The 22481-nt window shown below is 42.3% G+C and carries 17 protein-coding genes; 12 read left to right on the forward strand and 5 right to left on the reverse strand.

Annotated elements, in window-relative coordinates:
- Positions 1-158 precede the first annotated feature (158 nt).
- Entirely contained in the window at positions 159-1106 is a 948-nt protein-coding gene (locus tag V5G28_RS06575; protein ID WP_332989388.1) for a calcium-binding protein, read from the forward strand.
- 289 nt (positions 1107-1395) lie between these two features.
- On the opposite strand, the gene V5G28_RS06580 is transcribed toward V5G28_RS06575, so the two are convergent.
- Together V5G28_RS06580 and V5G28_RS06585 are read right to left on the reverse strand one after the other, a co-directional pair.
- Entirely contained in the window at positions 1396-2364 is a 969-nt protein-coding gene (locus tag V5G28_RS06580) for a TIGR03885 family FMN-dependent LLM class oxidoreductase (protein ID WP_332989390.1), read from the reverse strand.
- A gap of 928 nt (positions 2365-3292) precedes the next feature.
- Positions 3293-4120 (reverse strand): hypothetical protein, encoded by an 828-nt coding sequence (locus V5G28_RS06585; RefSeq protein ID WP_096563875.1) that lies wholly within the window; start codon positions 4118-4120, stop codon positions 3293-3295.
- A gap of 469 nt (positions 4121-4589) precedes the next feature.
- On the opposite strand from V5G28_RS06585, the gene V5G28_RS06590 reads away from it, so the two are divergent.
- From V5G28_RS06590 to V5G28_RS06605, 4 genes are all read left to right on the forward strand, one after another.
- Positions 4590-4754, forward strand: a complete 165-nt coding sequence (locus V5G28_RS06590; protein WP_332989393.1) for a hypothetical protein — start codon at positions 4590-4592, stop codon at positions 4752-4754.
- A gap of 164 nt (positions 4755-4918) precedes the next feature.
- Entirely contained in the window at positions 4919-6433 is a 1515-nt protein-coding gene (locus tag V5G28_RS06595; protein ID WP_332989395.1) for a serine/threonine protein kinase, read from the forward strand.
- A gap of 205 nt (positions 6434-6638) precedes the next feature.
- Positions 6639-7481 carry a lysophospholipid acyltransferase family protein gene (locus V5G28_RS06600; protein WP_332989397.1) on the forward strand — a complete coding sequence of 281 codons (843 nt, stop codon included), beginning with the start codon at positions 6639-6641 and terminating at the stop codon, positions 7479-7481.
- Between the two features lie 446 nt (positions 7482-7927).
- The gene (locus tag V5G28_RS06605) at positions 7928-8440 is read left to right on the forward strand and encodes a hypothetical protein (RefSeq protein ID WP_332989399.1); all 513 of its coding nucleotides are present in this window, start codon (positions 7928-7930) and stop codon (positions 8438-8440) included.
- A 246-nt stretch (positions 8441-8686) separates the two neighbouring features.
- On the opposite strand, the gene V5G28_RS06610 is transcribed toward V5G28_RS06605, so the two are convergent.
- Positions 8687-8920 (reverse strand): HAMP domain-containing protein, encoded by a 234-nt coding sequence (locus V5G28_RS06610; protein WP_336229868.1) that lies wholly within the window; start codon positions 8918-8920, stop codon positions 8687-8689.
- A 17-nt stretch (positions 8921-8937) separates the two neighbouring features.
- Positions 8938-9609: a Tll0287-like domain-containing protein gene (locus V5G28_RS06615; RefSeq protein WP_336229869.1), complete on the reverse strand. Its 672-nt coding sequence runs from the start codon at positions 9607-9609 to the stop codon at positions 8938-8940.
- Positions 9610-10950: 1341 nt separating this feature from the next.
- On the opposite strand from V5G28_RS06615, the gene V5G28_RS06620 reads away from it, so the two are divergent.
- The 6 genes from V5G28_RS06620 to V5G28_RS06645 all read left to right on the forward strand — a co-directional run bounded on the left by V5G28_RS06620 (position 10951) and on the right by V5G28_RS06645 (position 19745).
- Positions 10951-12345 (forward strand): cytochrome P450, encoded by a 1395-nt coding sequence (locus tag V5G28_RS06620; protein ID WP_332989405.1) that lies wholly within the window; start codon positions 10951-10953, stop codon positions 12343-12345.
- A gap of 127 nt (positions 12346-12472) precedes the next feature.
- A complete protein-coding gene (locus V5G28_RS06625; RefSeq protein ID WP_332989407.1) occupies positions 12473-13726 on the forward strand; it encodes a hypothetical protein in 1254 nt (417 codons plus the stop codon).
- A gap of 396 nt (positions 13727-14122) precedes the next feature.
- Positions 14123-14392 (forward strand): peptidoglycan-binding domain-containing protein, encoded by a 270-nt coding sequence (locus tag V5G28_RS06630; RefSeq protein WP_073632563.1) that lies wholly within the window; start codon positions 14123-14125, stop codon positions 14390-14392.
- A 644-nt stretch (positions 14393-15036) separates the two neighbouring features.
- Positions 15037-16395 carry a hypothetical protein gene (locus V5G28_RS06635; protein ID WP_332989413.1) on the forward strand — a complete coding sequence of 453 codons (1359 nt, stop codon included), beginning with the start codon at positions 15037-15039 and terminating at the stop codon, positions 16393-16395.
- 183 nt (positions 16396-16578) lie between these two features.
- A complete protein-coding gene (locus V5G28_RS06640) occupies positions 16579-19188 on the forward strand; it encodes a glycogen/starch/alpha-glucan phosphorylase (RefSeq protein ID WP_332989416.1) in 2610 nt (869 codons plus the stop codon).
- A 326-nt stretch (positions 19189-19514) separates the two neighbouring features.
- Complete coding sequence (locus tag V5G28_RS06645; protein ID WP_332989418.1) at positions 19515-19745, forward strand: hypothetical protein; 231 nt, start codon at positions 19515-19517, stop codon at positions 19743-19745.
- Positions 19746-20071: 326 nt separating this feature from the next.
- On the opposite strand, the gene V5G28_RS06650 is transcribed toward V5G28_RS06645, so the two are convergent.
- Positions 20072-20824, reverse strand: coding sequence for a ZIP family metal transporter (locus tag V5G28_RS06650; protein WP_332989420.1), 753 nt, complete (start codon positions 20822-20824; stop codon positions 20072-20074).
- Between the two features lie 434 nt (positions 20825-21258).
- Between V5G28_RS06650 and V5G28_RS06655 the strand changes: the two genes are divergently transcribed.
- The gene (locus V5G28_RS06655; protein WP_332989422.1) at positions 21259-22476 is read left to right on the forward strand and encodes an HhoA/HhoB/HtrA family serine endopeptidase; all 1218 of its coding nucleotides are present in this window, start codon (positions 21259-21261) and stop codon (positions 22474-22476) included.
- The last annotated feature ends 5 nt before the right edge of the window (positions 22477-22481 follow it).

The following is a 22481-nucleotide window of genomic DNA, read 5'->3' on the forward strand; positions in this document are numbered from 1 at the left end:
TTCCCCATCACTCTAAATGACCACCAAAGATTATTTTGGCGGCACAAATAAGAGGTATCACAAGTTGTGTGATATTTCTTTACAAAAAAATGGAAATTGCTCAATCATCACAACTCTCGAGCTGATTGTTGAAAGTTGATTTTTGAAAAAGGAGCTTTATGGCAGTTATTTACGGTACTACAGGAAACGATGATCTCAAAGGAACTCAAAACAATGATTCAATTTTTGGTTATAAAGGAGATGACATTCTCATTGGTCTAGCCGGTGACGACTTTTTAGAAGGTGGACAGGGTAATGACAAGATAGAAGGCGGCGACGGTGATGACATTCTATATGCTGGACTCAGCAAAGTACAATATGCACCCGGTTATGGAGGAGACCCAAACAGCGAAAATTTCTTGTATGGCGGCAAAGGTGACGACCAGCTCTTTGGCTCTTTAGGTAAGGATTTCCTGTTTGGTGGAAGTGGGAATGACCAAATCATAGGTCTTTCTGGTGATGACTATTTAGATGGCGGCGACGGTAACGACAGATTAGATGGTGGGTTCGGCAATGATACCCTGATTGGTGGTGATGGAGATGACATTTTATACGATGGAAGTTACAAGACTGGCGGCGGTAATGATTTGCTCTATGGTGGAAATGGAAATGATGTTCTCGATGGTGGAAGCGGCAATGATTTCGTTTTAGGTGGAAAAGGAGATGATATTCTCACTGGTGCTGGATACATACCCAGTGGTCCTTCTGGTGGTAGCTATGGAGTAGGTGAAATAGACATCCTGGTTGGAGGAGAAGGCAGAGATACATTCAACCTTGGAGGGCGAAACGCTGCTGGTAGATTCTCTGTTTACTATGATGACTATAATCGGACAACTGCTGGTGAGAGTGACTACGCTATCATTACTGACTTTAATCCAAGTGAAGATATTATCCAGCTTGTCGGAACGGCGTCTGACTATATTTTGGGATCATCTCCTACTGGTTTAGCGCAAGGGGTAGCCATCAACCTTAAAAAGCCTGATGGTGAGTTGAATGAACTCATTGCAATTGTCCAAGGTGTTTCGAGTTTGAGTCTTGACAGTAGCTACTTCACATTTCTTTCTTAGAGTCTTACATAGCAAGGCTTTTGAAAACTACATACCGACTCATGACAGCGACGCTATTGTTAGCTTAATAAAGAATAATGAGCAGAGCAATGCCGCAAGCTGGTCAATCGCAGACAGCCAATAATCAGAAGACGAAAACGATTAAAAAAGTGTTTATCGGTCTTAGCAATTAGCTTTACATTAACTGGTCTTCCTCTTGCTCTGGATATGGCTAGGAGCGCTCTTTAGTAAGTCAAAAGCAGTTTTGGGTCTTTTGTCAAATACTTCTAGTGGACTGGCTCTTTAGTCATCACGGTGATCCCAGCACTGGCACAACTTTCTCGCCAAACACCTCGATAAACTGCTCGTGTTCTCGGTTGACATTGTGCAGAATCAATTCGTCAAACCCGAGTTCAATATATTCTTGCAGCCACTCGATATGCTGCTGCACGTCTGCGGAGATACGGACGTACTGGTCTAACTCCTTTGGTTGAACAAACTGCCCAGCAGCATCAAATTGCTGTGGAGTTCGTAGTTCTGTCATCAAGATATTCTCAAAAATATTGTTGCGCCATTGCTGATGAGCTTTTTGTCGCGCTGTCTCCTCGTCACGGTCGTATGAAAGCTGCACTTTTAAAATCATGGGTTTGCCTTCTCCACCACCTTGGCGAAAGGCTTCGACGACTTCTTTGAGCTTGGGGAGTGGGTGAGAAATGGTAATCAGCCCATCTGCCCAACTACCAAGCCATTCTGCGGTTTTGGCGGTGACGGCGGCTCCAATAATTGGGGGTGACGTTTGCGGACGGGTATAAAGTTTTGCTTCTTCAACACAGACTAGACCGTGATGCGTGACTGTCTCTCCCGCCCAAAGAGCGCGGATGACATCAACACACTCCTTAAGACGGGCATTACGTTTAGACTTGACGGGCCAAGGTTCGCCTGTAATCTGTTCGTTGAGTGCCTGACCGCTGCCTACTGTCAACCAGAAGCGGTTGGGGAACATTTCCGCTAGGGTTGCCACAGCTTGGGCGATGATAGCTGGATGATACCGCTGACCGGGAGCGCAAACAACGCGATAGGAAAGTGTTGGGGTGGCTTGCATTGCTGCACCCAACCATGACCAGGCAAAACCGCTTTGTCCTTGCTGTTCGCTCCAGGGATGAAAGTGGTCGGAAGATAAGACATGGGTGAAGCCAGCTTGTTCTGCTATTTGGACGTACTTCAGCAGTTCGCTGGGCTTGAATTGTTCGTGGGAAGCTTGATAGCCAATCTTTGCCATAATCGTTTCTTTGGTTTGGAACTAACGCACTGTGTGAACAAAGGAAGGGGCGATCGCCTTCACTGCGCTTTGTGCAATCGCTCTATGCTGACAAAGGAATGGAGAACTGTTGTCCACGTAAAACGTACATAGCTTATTAGCCGCCATTGTTGCCCTTGTGAGGCGAATAATCAGGACAATTAACGGCTTCTTTATTTAAAACAAAATAAGGCTGTACAGCACACTGTATGTATTGATTACGTTGAAAAAATTGACATCTAAAACACGGAATTTGATAGTAAAGTTTTAGACTCATTATTCGATTGTATAAAGCCTCTTTAAACTTGGATGGCTTCAGAAAAGCAACTGACAAAAGCAATAAAAAGCAAAGGGGAATAAAAAAGAACCCTTCTCTGGGAATCGTCACATCTTTTTGTGGTGCAGAATTTGAGGGAGACACACTCAAAGTCTGCTCGATTAAAACTTCTCTTTTTTGCTGCATTTTGAGTCAAAAGCTTTGATGACTTCATACCCTGCCTAATATTGAAATTTCGTCAATAAGTTTCTTCTTAAGGAGTTTGCTTTGTGACAGTTCTAACGAACATATACCCTTGCAATACCCTGAAGCCAAAGATATTGAATTTATCTTATGTCTAGGGAAAAAAGGGAAAAAGGTTTTATATAGACAATGAAGAAAATCGATATCTGACGAAAGACAGGTTTAATTACAGTCATATCTCTAAAAGTAGTTCTAATACACCTACCTTTGGTTATGTGTCTGTAGAGGTGTATTAGCTCAAGCTTTCTGTGCCAAAGGATAGTTACATAAAGTGGTTGTGTATGTAGTAACAAGTCTCAACAACAGCCAGGGTTTTTTGCTCTCAAACAGCAAATCTTGCACTTATTAACTCAAAACCCCCTAATTTTCCTTTAATATTTTCCTTTAATATTAAGGATATATAGTGTCAGCAACCAACACAGGCTTGTTTCTGTAATCGGCTTCCAACTGTCCTCTCACTCTCTCATCCCAGGTTATGCCGTAGTCTCTCTGAATATCTGCAACGACAAACGGACGAACAACACCCACCACTCCTACTGTTTGATCCTGCTTAATAGCACTTTTTGGTGTTCCAATTAATAAAACTAGTAAATTTTCTCCACCAAGCACGGAGTTTTCATCTAGTGTAAACAAAACCGGACTTTGAATATTGTCTACTTCACTCCTAACTGCAAGTCTCATGCCATAGTATTTGCTAGGATCTTTGGTGATTTGCCCGGCTGTGGGTGCTAGCATCATCGACTTAGCAATAATCGCCGGTTTATTGATGTAGTCTTTATAGTATTGGTTTTGCAAATTCAGCTTATAATCGCGCTCAATATTTGGAATATCTAAGTTACGAACATCGCCCGTAACTTGAACTCTGATGTTACTATCTGTAGGTAAATCGAAAGGCACACCTGAAGCGTTCACCACTACTATAGGTTCGCCGCCAAAAAATCGCTCATCGCTTACAGTAAAAGAACTTAAACCGACTTTTTTAATAGGTTTGCTTATAACCGTCACGGTTTGACCGATAATATCGTCTGTATTTCTGCTAACTTCATATGTGCTCACAACTGGCGTAGGAGCAGCCCCATTATCTCTATAGCCAAATCTCACTAGCACGGCGAGCAATAGTATAGATATTATGACTTTTGCGTCCCAAAGCTTGTTAAGTAAGTAGTCTCTTTCAGTACTGATTTTGTTTTTCATATGTTGCTCATCTAAATTACTCATAGTTCAAAATCTTTTTGAATTCAAAATTATTCAAACTTGGGTTCTTACTCGGCGGAAAATGCTAAAATTACAAATGTACACTCAAGTTAAAGCTTATTTGAATTGCAGGTCAATTTCTGCTTTTTCAAGCAGTCATTTATCTGAATAGAGGATTTATTTGTCAACTAATTTTAGATTAGCAATTCTATGTCATGATCTCTTCTAACTGAGGTAATACAATCAATATCAAAGAAGGTTGATTGCCAATACTATAGGTAGATTTATATCTTTCACTAGCTGACAGGATAAAGCCGGCGGCACTTTCGCCAAGCCCGCAAGACAAAAACTCATACAAATTTAGGCTTCTTAAGTACGGTTCGGATCAGCTCCTAGACCGAAGTCTGGACGGCGCTACCCTGGGGTTGAGGGTTATGAGGCTATTCGCACCTTTGACCAAAAGTACAGCAGCAATACGCTTGATTTATACGTAGTGTCGGTGTTGCGATTCGGCGTATCCCTCAACGGGAGGCTTTGCGCGATCGCATTACTAGAAATTCTTGGCACACAACTCATAGGTCATCTGGCAATTGTCATCTACCCAGTATGTGGTGACAAGGATGTGCAAACAGTTGCCAAATTCTTAAACCCTAAATGAATTTGGGGAAATTTCATCTACCCAGATAGACATCAAAAAACAGTCTTTTGTTTTTAGTGACACTTAAAAAGTGACGGTCGTCTGTTGTAGTTTGGTGTATCCTTGCAAGTAAGAGGTAGTTGGATCTTGTATTTGTCTCTTAGTTACTAAACCACAATGCAGCAATGCTAGCAGAGATTAACCCCGGAACGTTGATTAACAATCGCTATCAGGTTCAAAGACTTCTTGGACAGGGAGGTTTTGGAAAAACTTACTTAGCATCTGACATGCAACGTTTCGGGGATCTGTGTGTCCTGAAAGAGTTTGTGCCTGTAAACACGTCAGAGCATCTCCTTGCCAAATCTCGTGAGCTATTTGAGCGCGAAGCAAAAGTATTATACCAGATTAATCATCCCCATATTCCTAAATTTCTGGCTTGGTTGACTGAGAAACAGCGGCTGTTTATAGTCCAAGAATATATAGAAGGTAAGACTTATTCTCAACTTTTGCGCGATCGCCTATCTAGGGAAAGAAAGCCGTTTTCCCAGGCAGAAGTATCAGCGTGGTTATTGGATCTGTTGCTCATTTTAGACTATCTCCACCAGCGCAACATCATTCATCGGGATATATCACTCGACAATGTGATGCTTTCCCATAAGCTTTCTAAACCTGTCCTCATCGACTTTGGCGTGGTGAAGCAGAAAGTCACTCAGATTTTGGCGGGTGATTCTTCTGATTCTCCTAATGCCTGGCACTCTGTTGCTGGTTCGATGGTGGGAAAAATGGGTTATTCTCCACCAGAACAGATTCGTATGGGACGTTGCTACCCCTCTAGCGATCTTTATGCACTAGGTGTTTCTGCTGTTGTTCTCCTGACTGGCAAAACGCCACGTTCTTTACTGGATGCTTCTTTCAAGTGGCAATGGCGCTCAATAGTTAATGTCAGTGAACCTCTGGGTGAGATACTGGAAAAAATGCTGGCGGAAAAACCAGCAGACCGCTACCAATCAGCCAAAGAAATTTACAATCTGCTTCAGTCAGCAATTTTACCTGGCAGTATCAGTGTGAGCGTGTCGCATCAAAAAATCCAAATTTACCCTGATGTTAATGAACTTGAATTACCAGAGACTATACAAGCAGAAAAAATTAAACACTCGAACCAACACTCACAACAACCCAAGCAAAAAACTGAAGCAGCAACTTCATTTCAGGCAGAAAAGCCTAGTAATATTAACCCAGAGTTTTTAGAGTATTGTCAGCGGGAACTGACTACTTCTGTGGGACCATTTGCCAGTGTTTTGATCAAAAAGACTTTGGAGCAAACCCCACAAATGACACCTAGCGAACTCGTAGAAAAGTTAGCTGCGGCAATTCCTGATCCGCAACGGGCACAGGAGTTTAAAACCAACATCCGAATTCCCTCACAACCTCAGTCAAAAACAAAAACACTTCCGGAAACAACCCCCTCTGAGCAAAGCATAAATAGTTATCCTGTTGCTAACAACCCAGAGTTTCTACAACATTGTCGGCAAGAACTGGCTACTTTTGTAGGACCTTTCGCCAGCTTTGTTCTTGAAGACACTTTGGCTCAAAATCCCCAAATAACCCCAGAGGAATTGGTAGAAGCCTTAGCCGCAAAAATTCCTCATCAGCAAAGGGCGCAAGACTTTAGAAAGCGTATTCACATTCCTCGCCACTAAGCAATTCAAAATTCAAATTTGCTCATTCGTCAATTCGCTAGGAACTTATGCAATCTGTACTTAGTCATCGTTTACCCCATAGGTAACTATTTTTTCAATGCCAAATTTATCGGGTCGTACAATTAGAGATTCATTTCCCCTAGCATAAACTGCTGAACCATGTCGTTGTCCACTGATATTATGTGTTAATAAAAAAAATAAATTTATGAGTGATCAAAATTCAACGGCATCATTACCGGGTTGGACGTTATCAGCGCGAGAACCTGAATTTATTGAATCGTTAATGCCAATATGGGAATGGTTTTACCGCTACTATTTTCGAGTGCAGACTTCAGGTTGGCATCACATTCCAGACGATGGAAAGGTTTTGCTGGTTGGCTCACATAATGGTGGGATGGCATCTCCCGATTTACACATGATGATGTACGATTGGTTCCGTCGCTTTGGCACGCAACGTTTGGTGTATGGTTTAATGCACTCCTATGCGTGGAAAGTAAGTCCCCCCATGGCCAGCGTTGGACAAAAAATTGGAGCCATTCTCGCACATCCAAAAATGGCAAGCGCCGCCTTTGATATCGGTGCAAGTGTACTTGTTTATCCGGGAGGACAATACGATATGTTTCGTCCTCATAGCCAGCGTTACAAAATTCAATTTGCTGGTCATAAAGGATTTATCAAGCTGGCACTAAAAAAGTTGGTACCAATCATTCCGCTGATTTCTGTAGGCGCACATGATACCTTGATTGTTTTGGGTGATTGCTACGAACAGGCAAAACAGTTAAATCAGTGGGGTATCCCTTGGTTGTACCAGCTAGATCCAGGGGTATTTCCTATATATCTAGGTTTACCTTGGGGCTTGGGTATTGGTCCGCTACCCAATATTCCCTTACCTGTACAAATTCACACCCGTGTCTGTGCTCCGATTGTTTTTGAACGTTATGGCATTGAAGCTGCCAAGGACCGTGAGTACGTGAATGCTTGTTATGAGTTAGTTTACACCCAAATGCAACGCGAATTGGATGTTTTAGTGAAGGATGTAGCGATGTAGTTGATTACGTTATGTTGCAACTGCTGCTGCCACCTCTTACTGCATAAGTTGATTTTAGTCGCACTTATTAAGAATCGTCCGTTTTGTAAGTAATATATATTACAAAAATTATACTTAAATCGTTGAATCGCTTAAGCGATTACTACAAACCCGTACTTAATGTTTCAAAAGAGAGGTATCTTTGCAAAAATTTATCTTTATTTTTGATTCATCCATCTAAAGATAGAAAAAAAATGTATCTTGAGATATATAATAAAAGATAGTTCATCTTATATATGTGTCATTTCTACTTTAGATTTGGACGAGCGCAATTATTTGGTTGAAGGCAAGCTAATTTTAATTAACCAAATAAAAAAAAGGGAAAATTGATTGATACATTGTTTCTGAGCTCAGATTACAATCCTTGATTTCTTGTCGTTTACTGGCTTCTAGCCCTTATCGCCCCCATGCTAACTAACTACCGCAAGCCCGTTTCCCTATCACTCATTTCCACAGATCAGCCACTTTCGTCTGTGGTTGAAACCGCTGTAACTGTGTATCAAAAAGACCAGAATCGGTTTCACTTACTGTTGAGTGCACCGTCTTTTAACGAGGCTGAAGTGGTAAACTCTAAGAGCCCAGAGAGTACAAGTCGCCAAGAGCAAGATCATGCTGATCTCGCCAGTAGTCCCCGGCAATGGTGGTTAGAAATTGCTCCTGAGCGAGTTATAATGACACACCAAGGTCACGGTCAAGTGAATTACCGTCACTTCTGGCAACAAGGCGCCTATGGTAGGACTCGCTATTGGTTGGCTAATGAATCATCACAACATAACGAACCTATGCGCCTGCATAATTTTACTCGTAGCCTAATACTCAAGGGTGATCCAATGCCTGAGCAGTTGCGAGTGGAATACGAATTGTTAGCAGGAGACGTCCAATTGGGAAGTTACATTCTCAATATAGAAATTAAACACTAATTGTACTCACCCAAATCCAGAATTTGCGGACGTATCCAGTGGTTCTTTGTGCATATCAAAGCAATACCATTCAGTTAAGGATTTTTTGTGAATATAGCGCTTCTCGTTTGGATGAAGTCATTATTTATCTGTGTCCCATGACTGTCCCATGAGTGGTTCTTATTTGTTGATGTATTGCACTCAACACCACCAAGCGCTATATTTCACACCTGTAGAACTTTCGGATGCAAGGTAAGATTGCATTGGTTATTGTTTTTGGTCTTGCAAACTTTTGATTGCTATTACCAAACTTATCTTCATGCGTGTAAAGGCTTCCACCAAACTACCGACTTCATCGTTAGCCACTTTCTCAAATTCAACATCCATATCACCAGTACTTACAGCTTCTGCAACGCGGACGACACGTTTAATGGGACGAACAACATATCGCTTAAGCCAGAAATTAGCCATGTATATGGCGAACGCAAAAATGATCGTCACGATTCCCATCACCAAAATCAAAGATTGACGAGTGTTTTGCAAAACTTCATTCGTTGGTACAGAAACAATTTGAACCCCAGAACTTCATTCAATTTCCACCCAATACCATTTTGATCTCCATAGATCTTAATCATTTCCTTGGGTGCAACTTCAGGCGTACTGTGACATCTCAAGCAACTAGCATCATTGATAGCTAAGGGGCGAGCAACATAAAAATATTTTTCTTCCTGAAAAGAACGAAATCCTGACACTTGTTGCATATTCTTGTTCTGACGAAAATTTTGTATAATCTCTGTTTCAAAGCTATCAGCCATGTCTTGAGGATTAGTGGGTTTTAGCATTGCTTCTTTATACAAAAAGTCCTGATAGGAATTGTTATCTTTTCGTAGGGCATCAAAGACTTTACGGGACGAATAAGCAGGGACAGTTTGCGGTGAAAATTCCTCATTCCCTAAACTCGCCTGCAAGTGTGGAGTCACTTCATTGTTTGTATAATAACGAACAGAGTTTAGAGTTCGCAACAGCAATAAAGCATTGGAAGTAATTTCATTTTGAGCTTTATAATTTAGGATATTAGCCAAAGCAATACCACTAAAAGTAATTCCTCCCACAAATATTACAAGTAGTAGTATGGTTAGCTTTTGAGCTAATGCTAAATTATTGAAATAGAATGAAAATTTTCTAAGCATATTTTTTTCTCCATTAACATAAATAAACGGTATTGAGTTAGGGTATATAGGGGCAATGCCTTGCGCCCGTAGAGATGTAGGAGAATAACGTTAAAATCGACTGGGGCTTAGTATAATGAATGTCCACCTTCAGAGAGCAGCGCCTTCAGTCGTTAGCATTTGAGTGCTGAGCCTCCGTTTTTTGTCGTCAGGTACGCATTTTCCAATGAATAACTACAACAATTTTTCTCTTTTTTCGGCTAATAAGACTGCATGAAAAAGTCAGAAAAAGTCATTCCTTATAATTAGAGAATCTCACCTAACATGCATACGATAATTTGGAGCCTAAATCGTATCCAGCCCGGACATATCGCGTTGTAGACGTTCTCATTCACAACCAGTCGTACCGCGTTGTAGAATTGGCGGGTATTTGCTGAGTCATCTTTATTTCTCCTTTTGGTTAACATGAGTTGATAGCGGTGAAGAATTGAGAAATATGCAAGCGAACTACTCAACCGCTCAAACCACAGCCCTGAACCGATCCTACTCAAAATTGCTGTCTTCGCAGCAGCTCCCAAAGCGAGCTTCCTTTACCAGTATGGCTGGCGATCGCGTCCCTTGTGAGGTAGTAAGGAGCGCCTTTCAATAAGACTATCTTCTTGACAATAAAATAAGCAAGGGAGACGCTTCCTGAACCACAAAAAGATAGCTTCACTGTAGGCTAAAGCCTACGGGGCGCAGTTTTCATCCCCGGGAAGACAGCACGGAATTTGGCACTACGTGCGTCTTCCTCGGGGGTTTTCAGCCAGCCATCCTTATAAAAGTTGAAACTAAGTTATAGCTTTACTGGTTTATCTTGCCTTTTCACAACTCTAATTACAGCTAAATAATAGTCAGTGTTACTCAATGCTTTTGCTGTTGCTAAGTCTATAAGACTTTCTTATCTTAAGCAAACTTTGCACAGCATCACCCATCAGTCTCCTTGCAAAAGTTGGTTGTTAGAGGTTGTTTGAAAAGTGGTTGGCTGTGATTTTTGGCACTTATTGATCCCCCCTAGCCCCCCTTGGAAAGGGGGGAACCGGAATCAAAGTCCCCCTTGGAAAGGGGGATTTAGGGGGATCTAGAACACTTTGCTACCGACAGTAGGACTTTTAAAACATCCTCTTAGATAGCAACAACCGACTTTCCTAATCCAAATTAAGGACTGATGCGCTAAGAACGCACAATTATACGTGTTGCTCGCACTTTTAGTTTGGATGCAAGCGACTATCAGAAACTAGTCAAAGCAATAAATAAAACAGTTTCGCGACTTTTAGTCCTTGTGAAACCTATTTTTCAAAGAAAATCTGAAGGAAAAATTAGATGCAATTACCCAATACTTTTAAAACTCCCTCTTTTGTGCAAAAGCTTCATTGGATTGCTGACCCTGTAAATTATATGGAAAAAGCAGCCCAGAAATATCCTGACTTGTTTACGGCTTTTGTAGTTGGTTTTGGGGATACTACCGTATTTGTACAGCATCCCCAAGCACTTCAGGAAATTTTAACCAATGATAGAAAGAGGTTTGCTGCCTTGAGTGAACCAAACAGATTTTTGCGACCTTCTATTGGGGACAATTCTGTTATTACGCTAGAAGGCGATCGCCACAAACAACGACGACAAATATTAATGCCTCCCTTCCACGGCGAACGAATGCAAGCTTACAGTCATTTAATTCCTAAACTGACCGAACAAATCTTTAGTCAATTACCGCAAAATTCGCCCTTCTTAGCTCATACTGTTACACAGAAAATTTCTCTTGAAGTTATCTTACAGGTTGTCTTAGGTTTATCAGAAGGAAAACGTTACCAACAACTTAAGCAACCACTGATTGAAATCACAAATATGTTTCAGTCTTCTATTGTATCTGCTTTTATGTATTTCCCTTTTCTGCAAAAAGATTTAGGCTTTTTGACTCCTTGGGGGAAGTTTTTGCGTTTAAGACAACAAATTGATGAATTACTCTACGCAGAAATTGCAGAACGTCGGGAAAAACCCAATGCAGAACGCATTGATATTCTTTCCTTGCTGATGTCAGCCAAGGATGAAGAAGGTCAATCGATGACAGACCAAGAGTTGCGCGATGAAATGATGACATTGCTGTTAGCTGGTCATGAAACCACTGCAACAGCGATCGCTTGGGGTTTGTATTGGATTCACCACCAGCCGGAAGTACGAGAAAAACTCATTAAAGAACTAAATTCCCTCGGTAATTCTCCTGAACCTATGAGTATTGTCAGACTGCCTTATCTCACTGCTGTCTGCAATGAAACCTTGCGGATTTACCCTATAGGAATGATTACCTTCCCCAGAATAGTGCAAGAACACACGGAATTACTAGGACATCAGTTAGAGCCAGGTACGGTAGTAATTGGTTGTATTTATCTTTTGCATCAAAGAGAAGATTTATACCCAAATCATAAGCAGTTTAAACCAGAACGCTTTCTCGAACGCCAATTTTCTCCTTATGAATTTATGCCCTTTGGTGGTGGTGTCCGACGCTGCGTTGGCGATGCTTTGGCACCATTTGAAATGAAGTTAGCCTTAGCAACTATCATGTCACGCTATCAGTTGGAGCTTATTGATAATCGACCAGAACAACCTCAACGACGAGGTACTACTCTTGCGCCGAAGAATGGAGTGAAGATGAGGTTATGTGGCGATGTTGGTAAAAAAGTGTCTGATAGTCAAAAAAACTTTACGGCGTCTACGTTTTAGCTAATATTTTACATTGGTAGTAACGAATGAAGCATCTACTATTAATGTTGCTCATTGAAAATGAGCAAAAACAGCTTTTTTGTGAATTTGATTACAACAACAAAAATGATGAAGCATTATGCGTAAAATGAAATCTCATCCACATTTATTCATCAGCATTTTCTTACTGACACTACTAATTAGCTTATTTTTGAATTTCCAAATTTCTACAACAAACGCAACTCAGACAACTCAAACTTTGGCATTCATAGCTCTACAAAACCCAGCTAATACAGTCAAAAATAGTCTATTTACAATCGAAGCTAACGGTTCGGCTCGTCATAACTTGACACCAACCTTAGAATATTCTGTTTCCCCGACTCTTATCTGGTCACCCAATGGTCAGCGACTTGCCTTTGTCGCCTCAGAAACTGAACTTTATGTAGTTAACTCTGATGGTTCTAGACTAGCCAAGGTGTTCTCTGGGGGAGGCTACTGCAAAGCAGCTAATTTCGGTATTAACTGGTTAGACAGCCAAAAAATCATTTTCGCGATTAGTTGCGACGGTCCTAGTGCTGATCTTCCTGGCAGTGAATCTCTTTACATCAGCGATACTACTGGCATTCCTGGAACTAAATTGATTAAGAAGTGGGAGGCAGGAGGAGTTCCACCGAAAACAGAAATCTCATCCTTATTGTACCTTTCACCAAATGGTAAGCAGGTAATATTCATTAAAGACCGAAATATCTACAAGATGAATACCGATGGCTCCGGTTTAGTTAATTTGACTAACAAGCCTGGTGATTATATCCCTGGTAGCAGTGGACTTATGTGGTCTCCTGATAGCACCCAAATTGCTTTTTTTGAAGGTAAATATCCCACACAAAATATTTATGTCATGAATGCTGATGGGACAAATCTCAGAAATTTGACTAAAACTCCTGAAACTATGGCATATAGTGGCAGGCTGTTTTGGTCGCCTGATAGCAATCATATTGCTTACTTTCATGACCAAGGTGGAAATAATCGTAGTCAAGAAGTAGATATTTATCTGCTTGATGTGAGCAGGGGAACTGTCAGGAATTTGACGAAAAAACCTGGATGGTATGGTGAACCTTCATGGTCACCTAATGGTAAGCAAATTGCTTTTCTCTCTGGAGATCTCCACAATCCCAAGCTTTACACAATTAATGTTGACGGCTCAAACCGGACTGAGTTACTTTCTAAACAGCCATTATCGCAATTTAGCAACATTGCTTGGTCTGCTGATAGTCAGCAAATTGCTTTTACCTCTGGTGAGATTGGAAAAACGAGCCTGTATGTGGCAAAGCGCCATGGTTCGGGGTTGACTAAGTTAACAAATAATAATTTAAGTGCTTTGAATCCTACCTGGCAACCGTAGATTATGTCAATAAAAGAATTGGGTAGGTGCAAAATCTCCACTCATAAGTTTTGAACTTTGGACTCTTGACCACGGTTCCAAGCCCCTTAATTAAGGTCGGTATAAAAATCTATTCTTCTAATTATTCAAGCCCCCGGATTCATCCGTGGGGTCTTTAATTTTTAACTTTGAATGCGTGAATGCGTGAATGCGTGAATTAAGCGAAGGGGGAGTCAGCTTGTTCGGGGGTTTAATTATTTCCACTCACTTATCGAATGAATAAGCCTGCTATTAAGTTATAGCTTAACAGGTATAACTTGGCTGGTACATCTTTGCTGAAAGTCAGATACTAAACTCAGTTGTTCAGCAATTTAGAACACAACAAACAAATAGTAGTCAAAAACGAGGTAAAAAACCATGACATCTCATACTCAACAAACTTTAGTTGCCAATCTAGTTGATAATTTGCCAACAGTTCAGCAAGGAAATTCTAGTTTAGCGATCGCAATTTTGCAGCAGCTTCTCGTCCTAGAAGGCTATGGTACTAACTTGCCTGTAACTGGTTATTTTGGACAAGAAACGGCATCTGCTGTCATGAATTTTCAACAAACAATGGGTTTGTCACAAGATGGCATTGTTGGTCCAACGACCTGGAATGCGCTAGCCCAGTTTTCTCAAGCAAGCTAGCAGTTCAGATTATAGCGGTTCTCGGTTAGGTGCAGTACATTTTTAACCTCGCTTCCATTGCTCTCTCCTTGTAGGAGAGAGGCTTTGAGTCTTACTCCCCTTCCAACAAAAAAAGTTTTTCCGCTTCCCTCTCCTTTTAGGAGAGGGTTAGGCAGAGGTGGGAAGGGGTTGGGGAGCCAGTGCGTTGGGCGGCTCTGCCGACTTGAAGCATCTGGCGTGGTTAAGTCTGTATTGGACGAAATTGCAAACCGCTATATGACAGATAAGGACGGCGGAATTCCTACCAATACTTTCGTCCGTCGTCTTTGAGTCGAACATCAACAATCAGTTCATCGAAGTGGTTTTGTCTGCGTAGCACAAGCTAAAGATATGAGCTTACGGGAAAGAAGATAACCAAGGCAAATACAACTCACAAACAATATTAACAACGTCGCTCCCCAACCGATGCAGCTAAACCAACTCAAACATGGCGATCGGTGTTTCCAACCGGAGGAGATATCAATGAGAAGATACCTCTACGAGTTAATGAAGTTTAGCCACGAGGCAGTTAAAATTATTTTTGGGAGAAATTTAACATTTGTGTCGCAAATGCACCCAAGCCACTGGGTGGTGATTCTTCATAAACTCCTTCATTTTACAACCATATGGCTTTTGAACGCAGACTGGACACCTTCTCGCTTGCAGCCTTGTTGGTGTCAGCGCATTACGGTTTGGGGTTTCTTTTGGGAACCGCTGAGAAATCCCTCACTTTCGGTACTGCTGGCAGCCTCTATGCTGTCTCTCTTGGTTTGGGTACAATTGCTCTTTTGGGATTGGCAAAGTTTTACTGGACACAAACAGAGCAAATCTGGAACTTGCTAGGTTCTGCTTACGGAGATGGGGTAAAAATCTTTGTGGGTTTGATGTCTTGGTCATCGCTGATTGGTATCGAAGCCGTTCAGTTGATTTCTGGAGCTTTTATCCTCAAGGTCTTTGGGATACCTACACTGCCCACGATGGTTGTTTTGGCTATCCTGTTTGCGACAATTTCTTTACTTCCAGTGGAGAAAGCAGGCTGGATATTGCGAGGGTTACTGGTTGTAAATTTTTTGGCTCTGCTTTATGGGCTTTGGGTGTTACACGCTTTCGGTGACTATTTGCGATCGCCCTTTGGGGGGCTTTCTTTGCAAGCATCACCGCTTACGGCGCTGGCGATTGCGCAATCGCCTATAGAGTTTGCTGGTTCAGTGCAACATATAAGTTTGCCTTCAGCAGTGGGCGTGTCATTGTCTACAATTTTGCTGGTACTCATAGATATGAAGTATCAGCAGTTTCTTGTCCAAGCAAAAGATCTGCAGAGCTTATATAAAGGTTGTGCCTTAGCAGCGATTATACTATTGTTGCTTGCTTTTTTGCCTTCAACGCTTGTCGTTGCAGCACACAACGCAGGAATTTTGCCTCCTGGCATTGATGGTAAAGAAACTCTCCCCTTTATCCTATCCTGGATTGGCGGTGGTAGCCAAAAGCCTTTGGGCATTGCTTTGATACTATCTTTATTGGTTCCAGCACTGGGTATTGGCAGCAGTATATTACGAGTGCAAACCAAGACTGTCTTGGACTTCAACATTCTGCCTGCATCTGTGTGGAGTCGGGTACTTGTCACTGCCGCGAATGCTCTGTTTGGTCTTGCTGTTGCTTTCAAAGGTGGGGAGATTGTCAATCTAATTGTGTTTTTTTATGCAGCTTATGTAGGAGCAGTCTTTGTTCCTTTTGTCACCTACTTGCTTGCTCAGACAGGACGCTATAACTTCTCCAAAGGCAGCGTTAAGCTTTCTTTAATAGTAAGTAGTATTGCGGTTATGATATTATTAATTTTAACATTAATAAAACCAGATCTTGCACTATTTGGTAGTGTTGAATTGAACATTATGGGAACAGGAATCCTCAGTGGGCTCTTATTTTTGTTTATGGGTGAAGTATTAGAGAAGTACTTGCCAACATCCAAGATTGGAGAAGAAGCTTAAGATATTACAAAATTAAAGGTATTAGAAAATCGCTCTATCTGTTGACTCATCAGGTTTGATTGAAAACAGCTTGACAGTTGCTTGCGCTATTGTTTCCTTGGTTAGAGGTAAAAAATCTAGCCATCCTTCTAAAGTGAGTTGCTAGGTAACTTTAGATTGTCATCACTCTTCTGGATTACAACCATGAATAATGGCAACGGCTTAAAAAAACACAATGGCAGCCATATTCCTCATTGGAAAAAGCACATTTGTCGTACAGAACACGCCGCGATCCAAGTGCAGGACGATCGCACGGGAATGGACATCGAAACGCTCAAACGTGCTTTCTTCGATAACCTCTATTACATCCAAGCAAAAGATAAAGGTTGGGCAACAGCACACGACTACTATATGGCACTAGCGTATACCGTGCGCGATCGCCTGCTGCACCGGTGGCTGAAGACTGTCGAGCAAACCTACTTTCCCAAGGATGTCAAAGTCGTTTGCTACTTATCTGCCGAATACCTTATTGGACGACAACTCGGCAAAAACTTAACCAACGTTGGACTCCATGAGCAAGCGCGTCAAGTGGTGCAGGAGTCAGGATATGATTTGTACGACCTGATGGAACAGGAAGATGAACCAGGATTAGGCAACGGTGGTCTAGGACGACTGGCTGCTTGCTTTCTGGATTCCCTCTCAACTCTAGAAATTCCTGCTATAGGTTACGGTATTCGCTACGAATACGGCATCTTTCGACAGGAGATTCGCAATGGCGCTCAAGTGGAAGTTCCTGATCGCTGGCTGCGATTTGGCAATCCTTGGGAAATTCCCCGTCCTGAGTACACTGTGGAAGTCAAATTTGGAGGACACACCGAAGCTTTCACGGATGAACATGGACGCTACCAAGTGCGTTGGATTCCCGAAAGAACTGTACTCGGAACACCATACGACACACCAATGGTTGGCTACAACTCCAACACCGTGAACACCTTGCGTTTGTGGAGTGCCAAGGCAAGTGATGAATTTGACTTGCAGATTTTCAATAGTGGAGACTTTGCCAATGCCGTTGCTGATAAAGTCTTCTCCGAGAACATTACCAAAGTCCTTTATCCCAACGACAATAACTACCAAGGTCGAGAACTGCGTTTACAGCAGCAATACTTCTTTGTGTCCTGTTCTCTGCAAGATATCATCCGCAACTACCTGCAACACAATGAGAACTTTGACAATTTCCCCAACAAAGTTGCTCTTCAAATCAATGACACCCACCCTAGCATTGGCATAGCCGAACTGATGCGGCTCCTGCTAGACGAACATCAGCTAGGATGGGAAAAAGCTTGGGACATCACTCAAAGAAGCTTTGGTTTCACCAATCATACCTTGCTGTCTGAAGCTTTGGAACGCTGGCCTTTAAGTTTGTTTGGCAGACTTCTACCTCGACACTTGGAGATTATTTTTGAGATTAACCAACGTTTCCTGGATCAAGTTCGTGCTAAGTATCCAGGAGATATTGACAAAGTTGCCAGACTGTCGGTTATCGAAGAAGGCGCAGAAAAACGGGTGAGGATGGCTCATCTTGCCTGTGTGGGTAGTCATGCTATCAATGGTGTCGCAGCGCTACATACTCAACTGCTGACAAACGACCTGTTTCGAGACTTCTACGAACTGTTTCCCGAAAAATTCAGCAACAAAACTAATGGAGCCACCCCTCGTCGTTGGATTTTGATTGCCAACCCCAAACAAGCCCTGCTGATGACAAACAAAATCGGTAAGGGTTGGATCAAGAATTTGGAAGAACTCAAGCAGTTAGAAGGCTTTGTGGACGATGAAGAATTTCGCGCCCAATGGCGGCAAATTAAGCAGGAAAACAAGCAGGACTTAGCAGAGTACATTCTGCAAACGACTGGAGTTCATGTTGATGCCAATTCCCTGTTTGATATACAGGTGAAGCGACTGCACGAGTATAAGCGTCAGCTTTTGAATTTGTTGCACGTTATCACGCTTTATAACTATATCAAACAAAATCCCAATGCAGATGTTGTGCCACGAACCGTGATTTTTGCTGGTAAGGCTGCACCTGGTTACGCAATGGCAAAGCTGATTATTCAGCTCATTAACTCAGTGGCGGATGTGGTGAATCATGATCCGGATATAGGTGATCGCCTCAAGGTCGTTTTCTTGGCAAACTACAACGTAGCATTAGCACAGCGAATATATCCAGCTGCTGACCTTTCCGAGCAAATCTCGACTGCGGGGAAGGAAGCTTCTGGCACAAGCAACATGAAGTTTGCGATGAATGGCACATTGACGATTGGTACACTAGACGGGGCGAATATTGAAATTCGCGATCGCGTCGGACAGGAAAACTTTTTCCTCTTTGGACTGACGACTGAACAAGTTTCACAAATCAAAGCTCAAGGCTACCATCCCTGGGACTATTACAACAGCAATCCTCAACTCAAACAGGCGATCGACCAGATTGCATCCGGTTACTTCTCCAAAGGTGACAGCAATTTGTTTCAACCACTGGTAGAATCTCTAAAAAACCGAGATGACTATCTCCTCTTTGCCGATTACCAATCCTACATCGAGTGTCAACAACGCGTCAGTGTTGCCTACCGCGACCAAGACAACTGGTTGAAGATGTCAATTCTCAACGCAGCTCGCACGGGTTACTTTTCCTCAGACCGGACAATTCGCGAGTACGCCCAAGATATTTGGCACGTTCAGTCTGTACCTATTACCTTAGAAGATGATCAACAGGAGAATGCAGCCATAAACATCGAAGCACAACCCGCACATAGTCTTTAATTTGTCAACTGGTAATTCGTAATTGAGTGAGTCATTACGAATTACTCAGCAGCAAGTCCTGGCGATGAGAAATCGCCAGGTGCAAAATATGAAGAGACACTGTCTAACAGATTGCCGAATCTAAGACTTCGCCCAAACCAACAACTCGCGCATATCCCATCGTTGCTGTTCCGTGGTTTCACTCACCTGGATGTGGAGTGGGATGTCACTTGAAATATCGTGTGGTAACAACCGCAAGAGTACGTCCGTTGCTAGAGGAAACAGTACCCGCCCGAGTCTTAACTTGTGTAGATAGTTAGTTTAGCAAGTTCACCAAAGAGGCAAAAATGACTCAGGAACCACGCAAGCCTATTCATTTATCAGTCCATGAAAGCTCTGATCCAAGTGTCATTAGTCCTAATTCAGATAAAGAAGCTTCTGGAAATATGAATGACTTGAATGACTCTGTTCATGATGACGAAAACGTTGATGTTCCCATTCCGGGGCTTTCTGATGACGATAACGACTCTAATCCTGTCGATCGCCAGATCGGTATTGTAGGCAGAACCGCCGGATAAGCCAACTTTACTTGGGTAGGGGAAAATAATAGAGTTCTTGCAAAAATCCAATAATTAAGTATTTTGAACCACAGATGCACACAGATAAACCTTGCCCTCGAGCGAAGCGAAGGGACAGATAATTAATCTGCGTGCATCTGTGTTTATCTGTGGTTTTATTTTCATAAAACTGACTTTTGCAATCTTACTCCATGAACTGCGTGAGCCCAAAGCGCCCCCACTAGGGGTACACAAGGAACAATGAAAATGATGCTGGAACGATTTTGGGTGATTTCAGTCTCTATTTTCAAGGTAGGTTTAATTTTCATCTCAATGGGTAAGTCCTGTCACAGTTTGCTAAGTACAAACGCAGCAAGAAACCCCAAAACGACAATCAAACCAGCAAAGTTGTGAGCTTGTTCAAAGGCTTCTGGAATCATCGTGTCTGATATCATGGCAAGAATTGCGCCTGCGGCTATGGCAGTTGTGGCGGCAATAACTTCTGTAGAGAAGTGACTAAAGACTGCATACCCTATCAATGCTGCTATCCCAGAGGTAACAGCAATCATTCCCCACACACCGAAGATATAACCAATTGAGCGACCTGCCTTTTTCATACCAGCAGCACTGGAAAGTCCTTCGGGAAAGTTGGACAAGAAGACTGCTGCTACAGTCACCCAACTGACAACGCCTCCCCCCAGCATACTAACACCGATTACTATCGACTCTGGAATACCGTCTAAAAGAGCACCAACAGCTATTGCCAATCCACTACCGCTGTCTTCCTCCTCCCGTGGTTGCTGCTGACCAGAGCGTTTACGGTGTTTTGCCCCTTGATATGCCAAATACCAGTTTGCCGCTGTATAAACCACAGCGCCAGTGACAAAGCCAATAGCTGTGGAGTCAAATCCTCCGCGTTTGTAAGCTTCATCCATTAACTCAAACGACAACGCTGAGATTAACACCCCAGCACCAAATGCCATGATGGCAGCGATCGCCCGCTGGGGAATTTTGGCAAAATAACCTACCGCCGCTCCTATTAACAGGGCTGAACCCCCAACTAGCCCCCAAAATCCTGCTTGTAACCATAATGGAACCATGGTACACCCTCAAAATTCGTAAACTAAAGCAAATTTAGGATGGCTATAACAGGCTTAAGTGTTAGATACATAAAGTTTAGTAATAATAAATACTTATAGTTTAAATAATACATATTAATATTTAATGGAGCTTCTCTCAAAGGCATAGTTGAAATTTCTATCAAAAGTTTGACAAGAAAAATAACGTGAAAAATAACAGACAATTGATGAAGATTTGTCAATACTAAGTATCGTTCAACAGTTCTTATTTAATAAATAGCTTTCTTTGGATAGATGACAATAAGCATGCCTAAGATATAGGCATGAAAAAAGAGGGAGATGACATTAGACACTCACATCTAAGATCAATAAAGTCTGATGAAAAGAAGACGCTTAAATAATAATCAAAAGCTTATCAATCTAAAATAGAAGCTCTAGGTAAAAAAATAAACACAATGGACAAATTTTCTAGGAATAAATTAAAAACTCACTTATTGCTACCACTTATAGGAGTAGGAGTGGCATTTTTGAGCGGCTGCTCAACAGGCTCATCCAGAAACGAGCAAGCTTCACAGGAAACTGCTACTGCTACTGCTCAAACAGTCCAAGAGTCAGTTCCGACAAATAACCGTCCTTTGGCACCGACTCCCGATGATACCAATTTTGTGGTTGCCGTTGTCAAGAAGGTAGAACCTGCAGTAGTGCAAATTAATACTTCCAGAACTGTCAGAAGGCAAGTCCCAGAAATATTTAACGATCCATTCTATCGGCGGTTTTTTGGTCAACAGGTACCAGTACAGCCTCAACAGCGAGTTGAGCGCGGTGTGGGCTCTGGTTTTGTGATTAATCCTAATGGTCAAATTCTCACAAATGCTCACGTTGTTAACAATGCTGATACAGTGACGGTATCGTTTTCCGATGGTCGCACTGTTGAAGGAAAGGTCTTGGGACAAGACACTGTGACTGATATTGCGGTTGTGCAAGTTCCAGGAAATAACCTACCAACTGTAGAACTGGCAAAATCTGAGCAGGTGCAGCCAGGACAGTGGGCGATCGCCATTGGTAATCCTTTAGGTTTACAAGAAACGGTAACAGTAGGCGTTGTGAGTGCAACTGATCGTTCGATTAGTGATATCGGTTTATCTGATAACCGCGTTGGCTTTATTCAGACTGATGCAGCCATTAATCCTGGAAACTCCGGCGGACCACTGCTAAATGCTCGCGGTCAAGTTATTGGTGTCAACACAGCGATTATCCAAGGCGCTCAAGGCATAGGCTTTGCGATTCCCATCGATACAGCTCAACGAATTGCTCAGCAATTAATTACTCAGGGTAAAGTTGAACATCCCTTCGTAGGGATTCAGATGGTAGCCCTCACACCCGAAGTTAAGCAACGGATTAACAGTCTTGCTAACAGTAACATCCGTTTGCAAGCAGACCGAGGTATTCTTATTGTCCGCGTTGTTCCCGGTTCTCCAGCTGACAAAGCAGGACTACGTCCAGGAGATGTCATTCAACAAATCAACAATCAACCTGTCACCACAGCGGGTGCAGTGCAGCAGTTCATTGAAAAAAGCGGGGTAGGTGCAAATATGCAAATGCAACTGCAACGCAATGACAAAACTTTGCAAGTCACAGTACAACCTGGACCGCGACCAACAACTACGCAATAGTTTTC

The organism is Scytonema sp. PRP1 (genome assembly GCF_036697665.2).
Taxonomy (GTDB): Bacteria; Cyanobacteriota; Cyanobacteriia; order Cyanobacteriales; family Nostocaceae; genus Kalymmatonema; species Kalymmatonema gypsitolerans.

Excerpts from the sequence above, each read along its gene's own strand:
- V5G28_RS06605 (WP_332989399.1), top strand. The coding sequence starts at position 7,928 with ATGCTAACTAACTACCGCAAGCCCGTTTCCCTATCACTCATTTCCACA.
- V5G28_RS06640 (WP_332989416.1), top strand. The coding sequence starts at position 16,579 with ATGAATAATGGCAACGGCTTAAAAAAACACAATGGCAGCCATATTCCT.
- V5G28_RS06645 (WP_332989418.1), top strand. The coding sequence starts at position 19,515 with ATGACTCAGGAACCACGCAAGCCTATTCATTTATCAGTCCATGAAAGC.
- V5G28_RS06585 (WP_096563875.1), bottom strand. The coding sequence starts at position 4,120 with ATGAGTAATTTAGATGAGCAACATATGAAAAACAAAATCAGTACTGAA.
- V5G28_RS06580 (WP_332989390.1), bottom strand. The coding sequence starts at position 2,364 with ATGGCAAAGATTGGCTATCAAGCTTCCCACGAACAATTCAAGCCCAGC.
- V5G28_RS06625 (WP_332989407.1), top strand. The coding sequence starts at position 12,473 with ATGAAATCTCATCCACATTTATTCATCAGCATTTTCTTACTGACACTA.
- V5G28_RS06655 (WP_332989422.1), top strand. The coding sequence starts at position 21,259 with ATGGACAAATTTTCTAGGAATAAATTAAAAACTCACTTATTGCTACCA.
- V5G28_RS06635 (WP_332989413.1), top strand. The coding sequence starts at position 15,037 with ATGGCTTTTGAACGCAGACTGGACACCTTCTCGCTTGCAGCCTTGTTG.
- V5G28_RS06615 (WP_336229869.1), bottom strand. The coding sequence starts at position 9,609 with ATGCTTAGAAAATTTTCATTCTATTTCAATAATTTAGCATTAGCTCAA.
- V5G28_RS06600 (WP_332989397.1), top strand. The coding sequence starts at position 6,639 with ATGAGTGATCAAAATTCAACGGCATCATTACCGGGTTGGACGTTATCA.
- V5G28_RS06620 (WP_332989405.1), top strand. The coding sequence starts at position 10,951 with ATGCAATTACCCAATACTTTTAAAACTCCCTCTTTTGTGCAAAAGCTT.
- V5G28_RS06575 (WP_332989388.1), top strand. The coding sequence starts at position 159 with ATGGCAGTTATTTACGGTACTACAGGAAACGATGATCTCAAAGGAACT.
- V5G28_RS06630 (WP_073632563.1), top strand. The coding sequence starts at position 14,123 with ATGACATCTCATACTCAACAAACTTTAGTTGCCAATCTAGTTGATAAT.
- V5G28_RS06650 (WP_332989420.1), bottom strand. The coding sequence starts at position 20,824 with ATGGTTCCATTATGGTTACAAGCAGGATTTTGGGGGCTAGTTGGGGGT.
- V5G28_RS06595 (WP_332989395.1), top strand. The coding sequence starts at position 4,919 with ATGCTAGCAGAGATTAACCCCGGAACGTTGATTAACAATCGCTATCAG.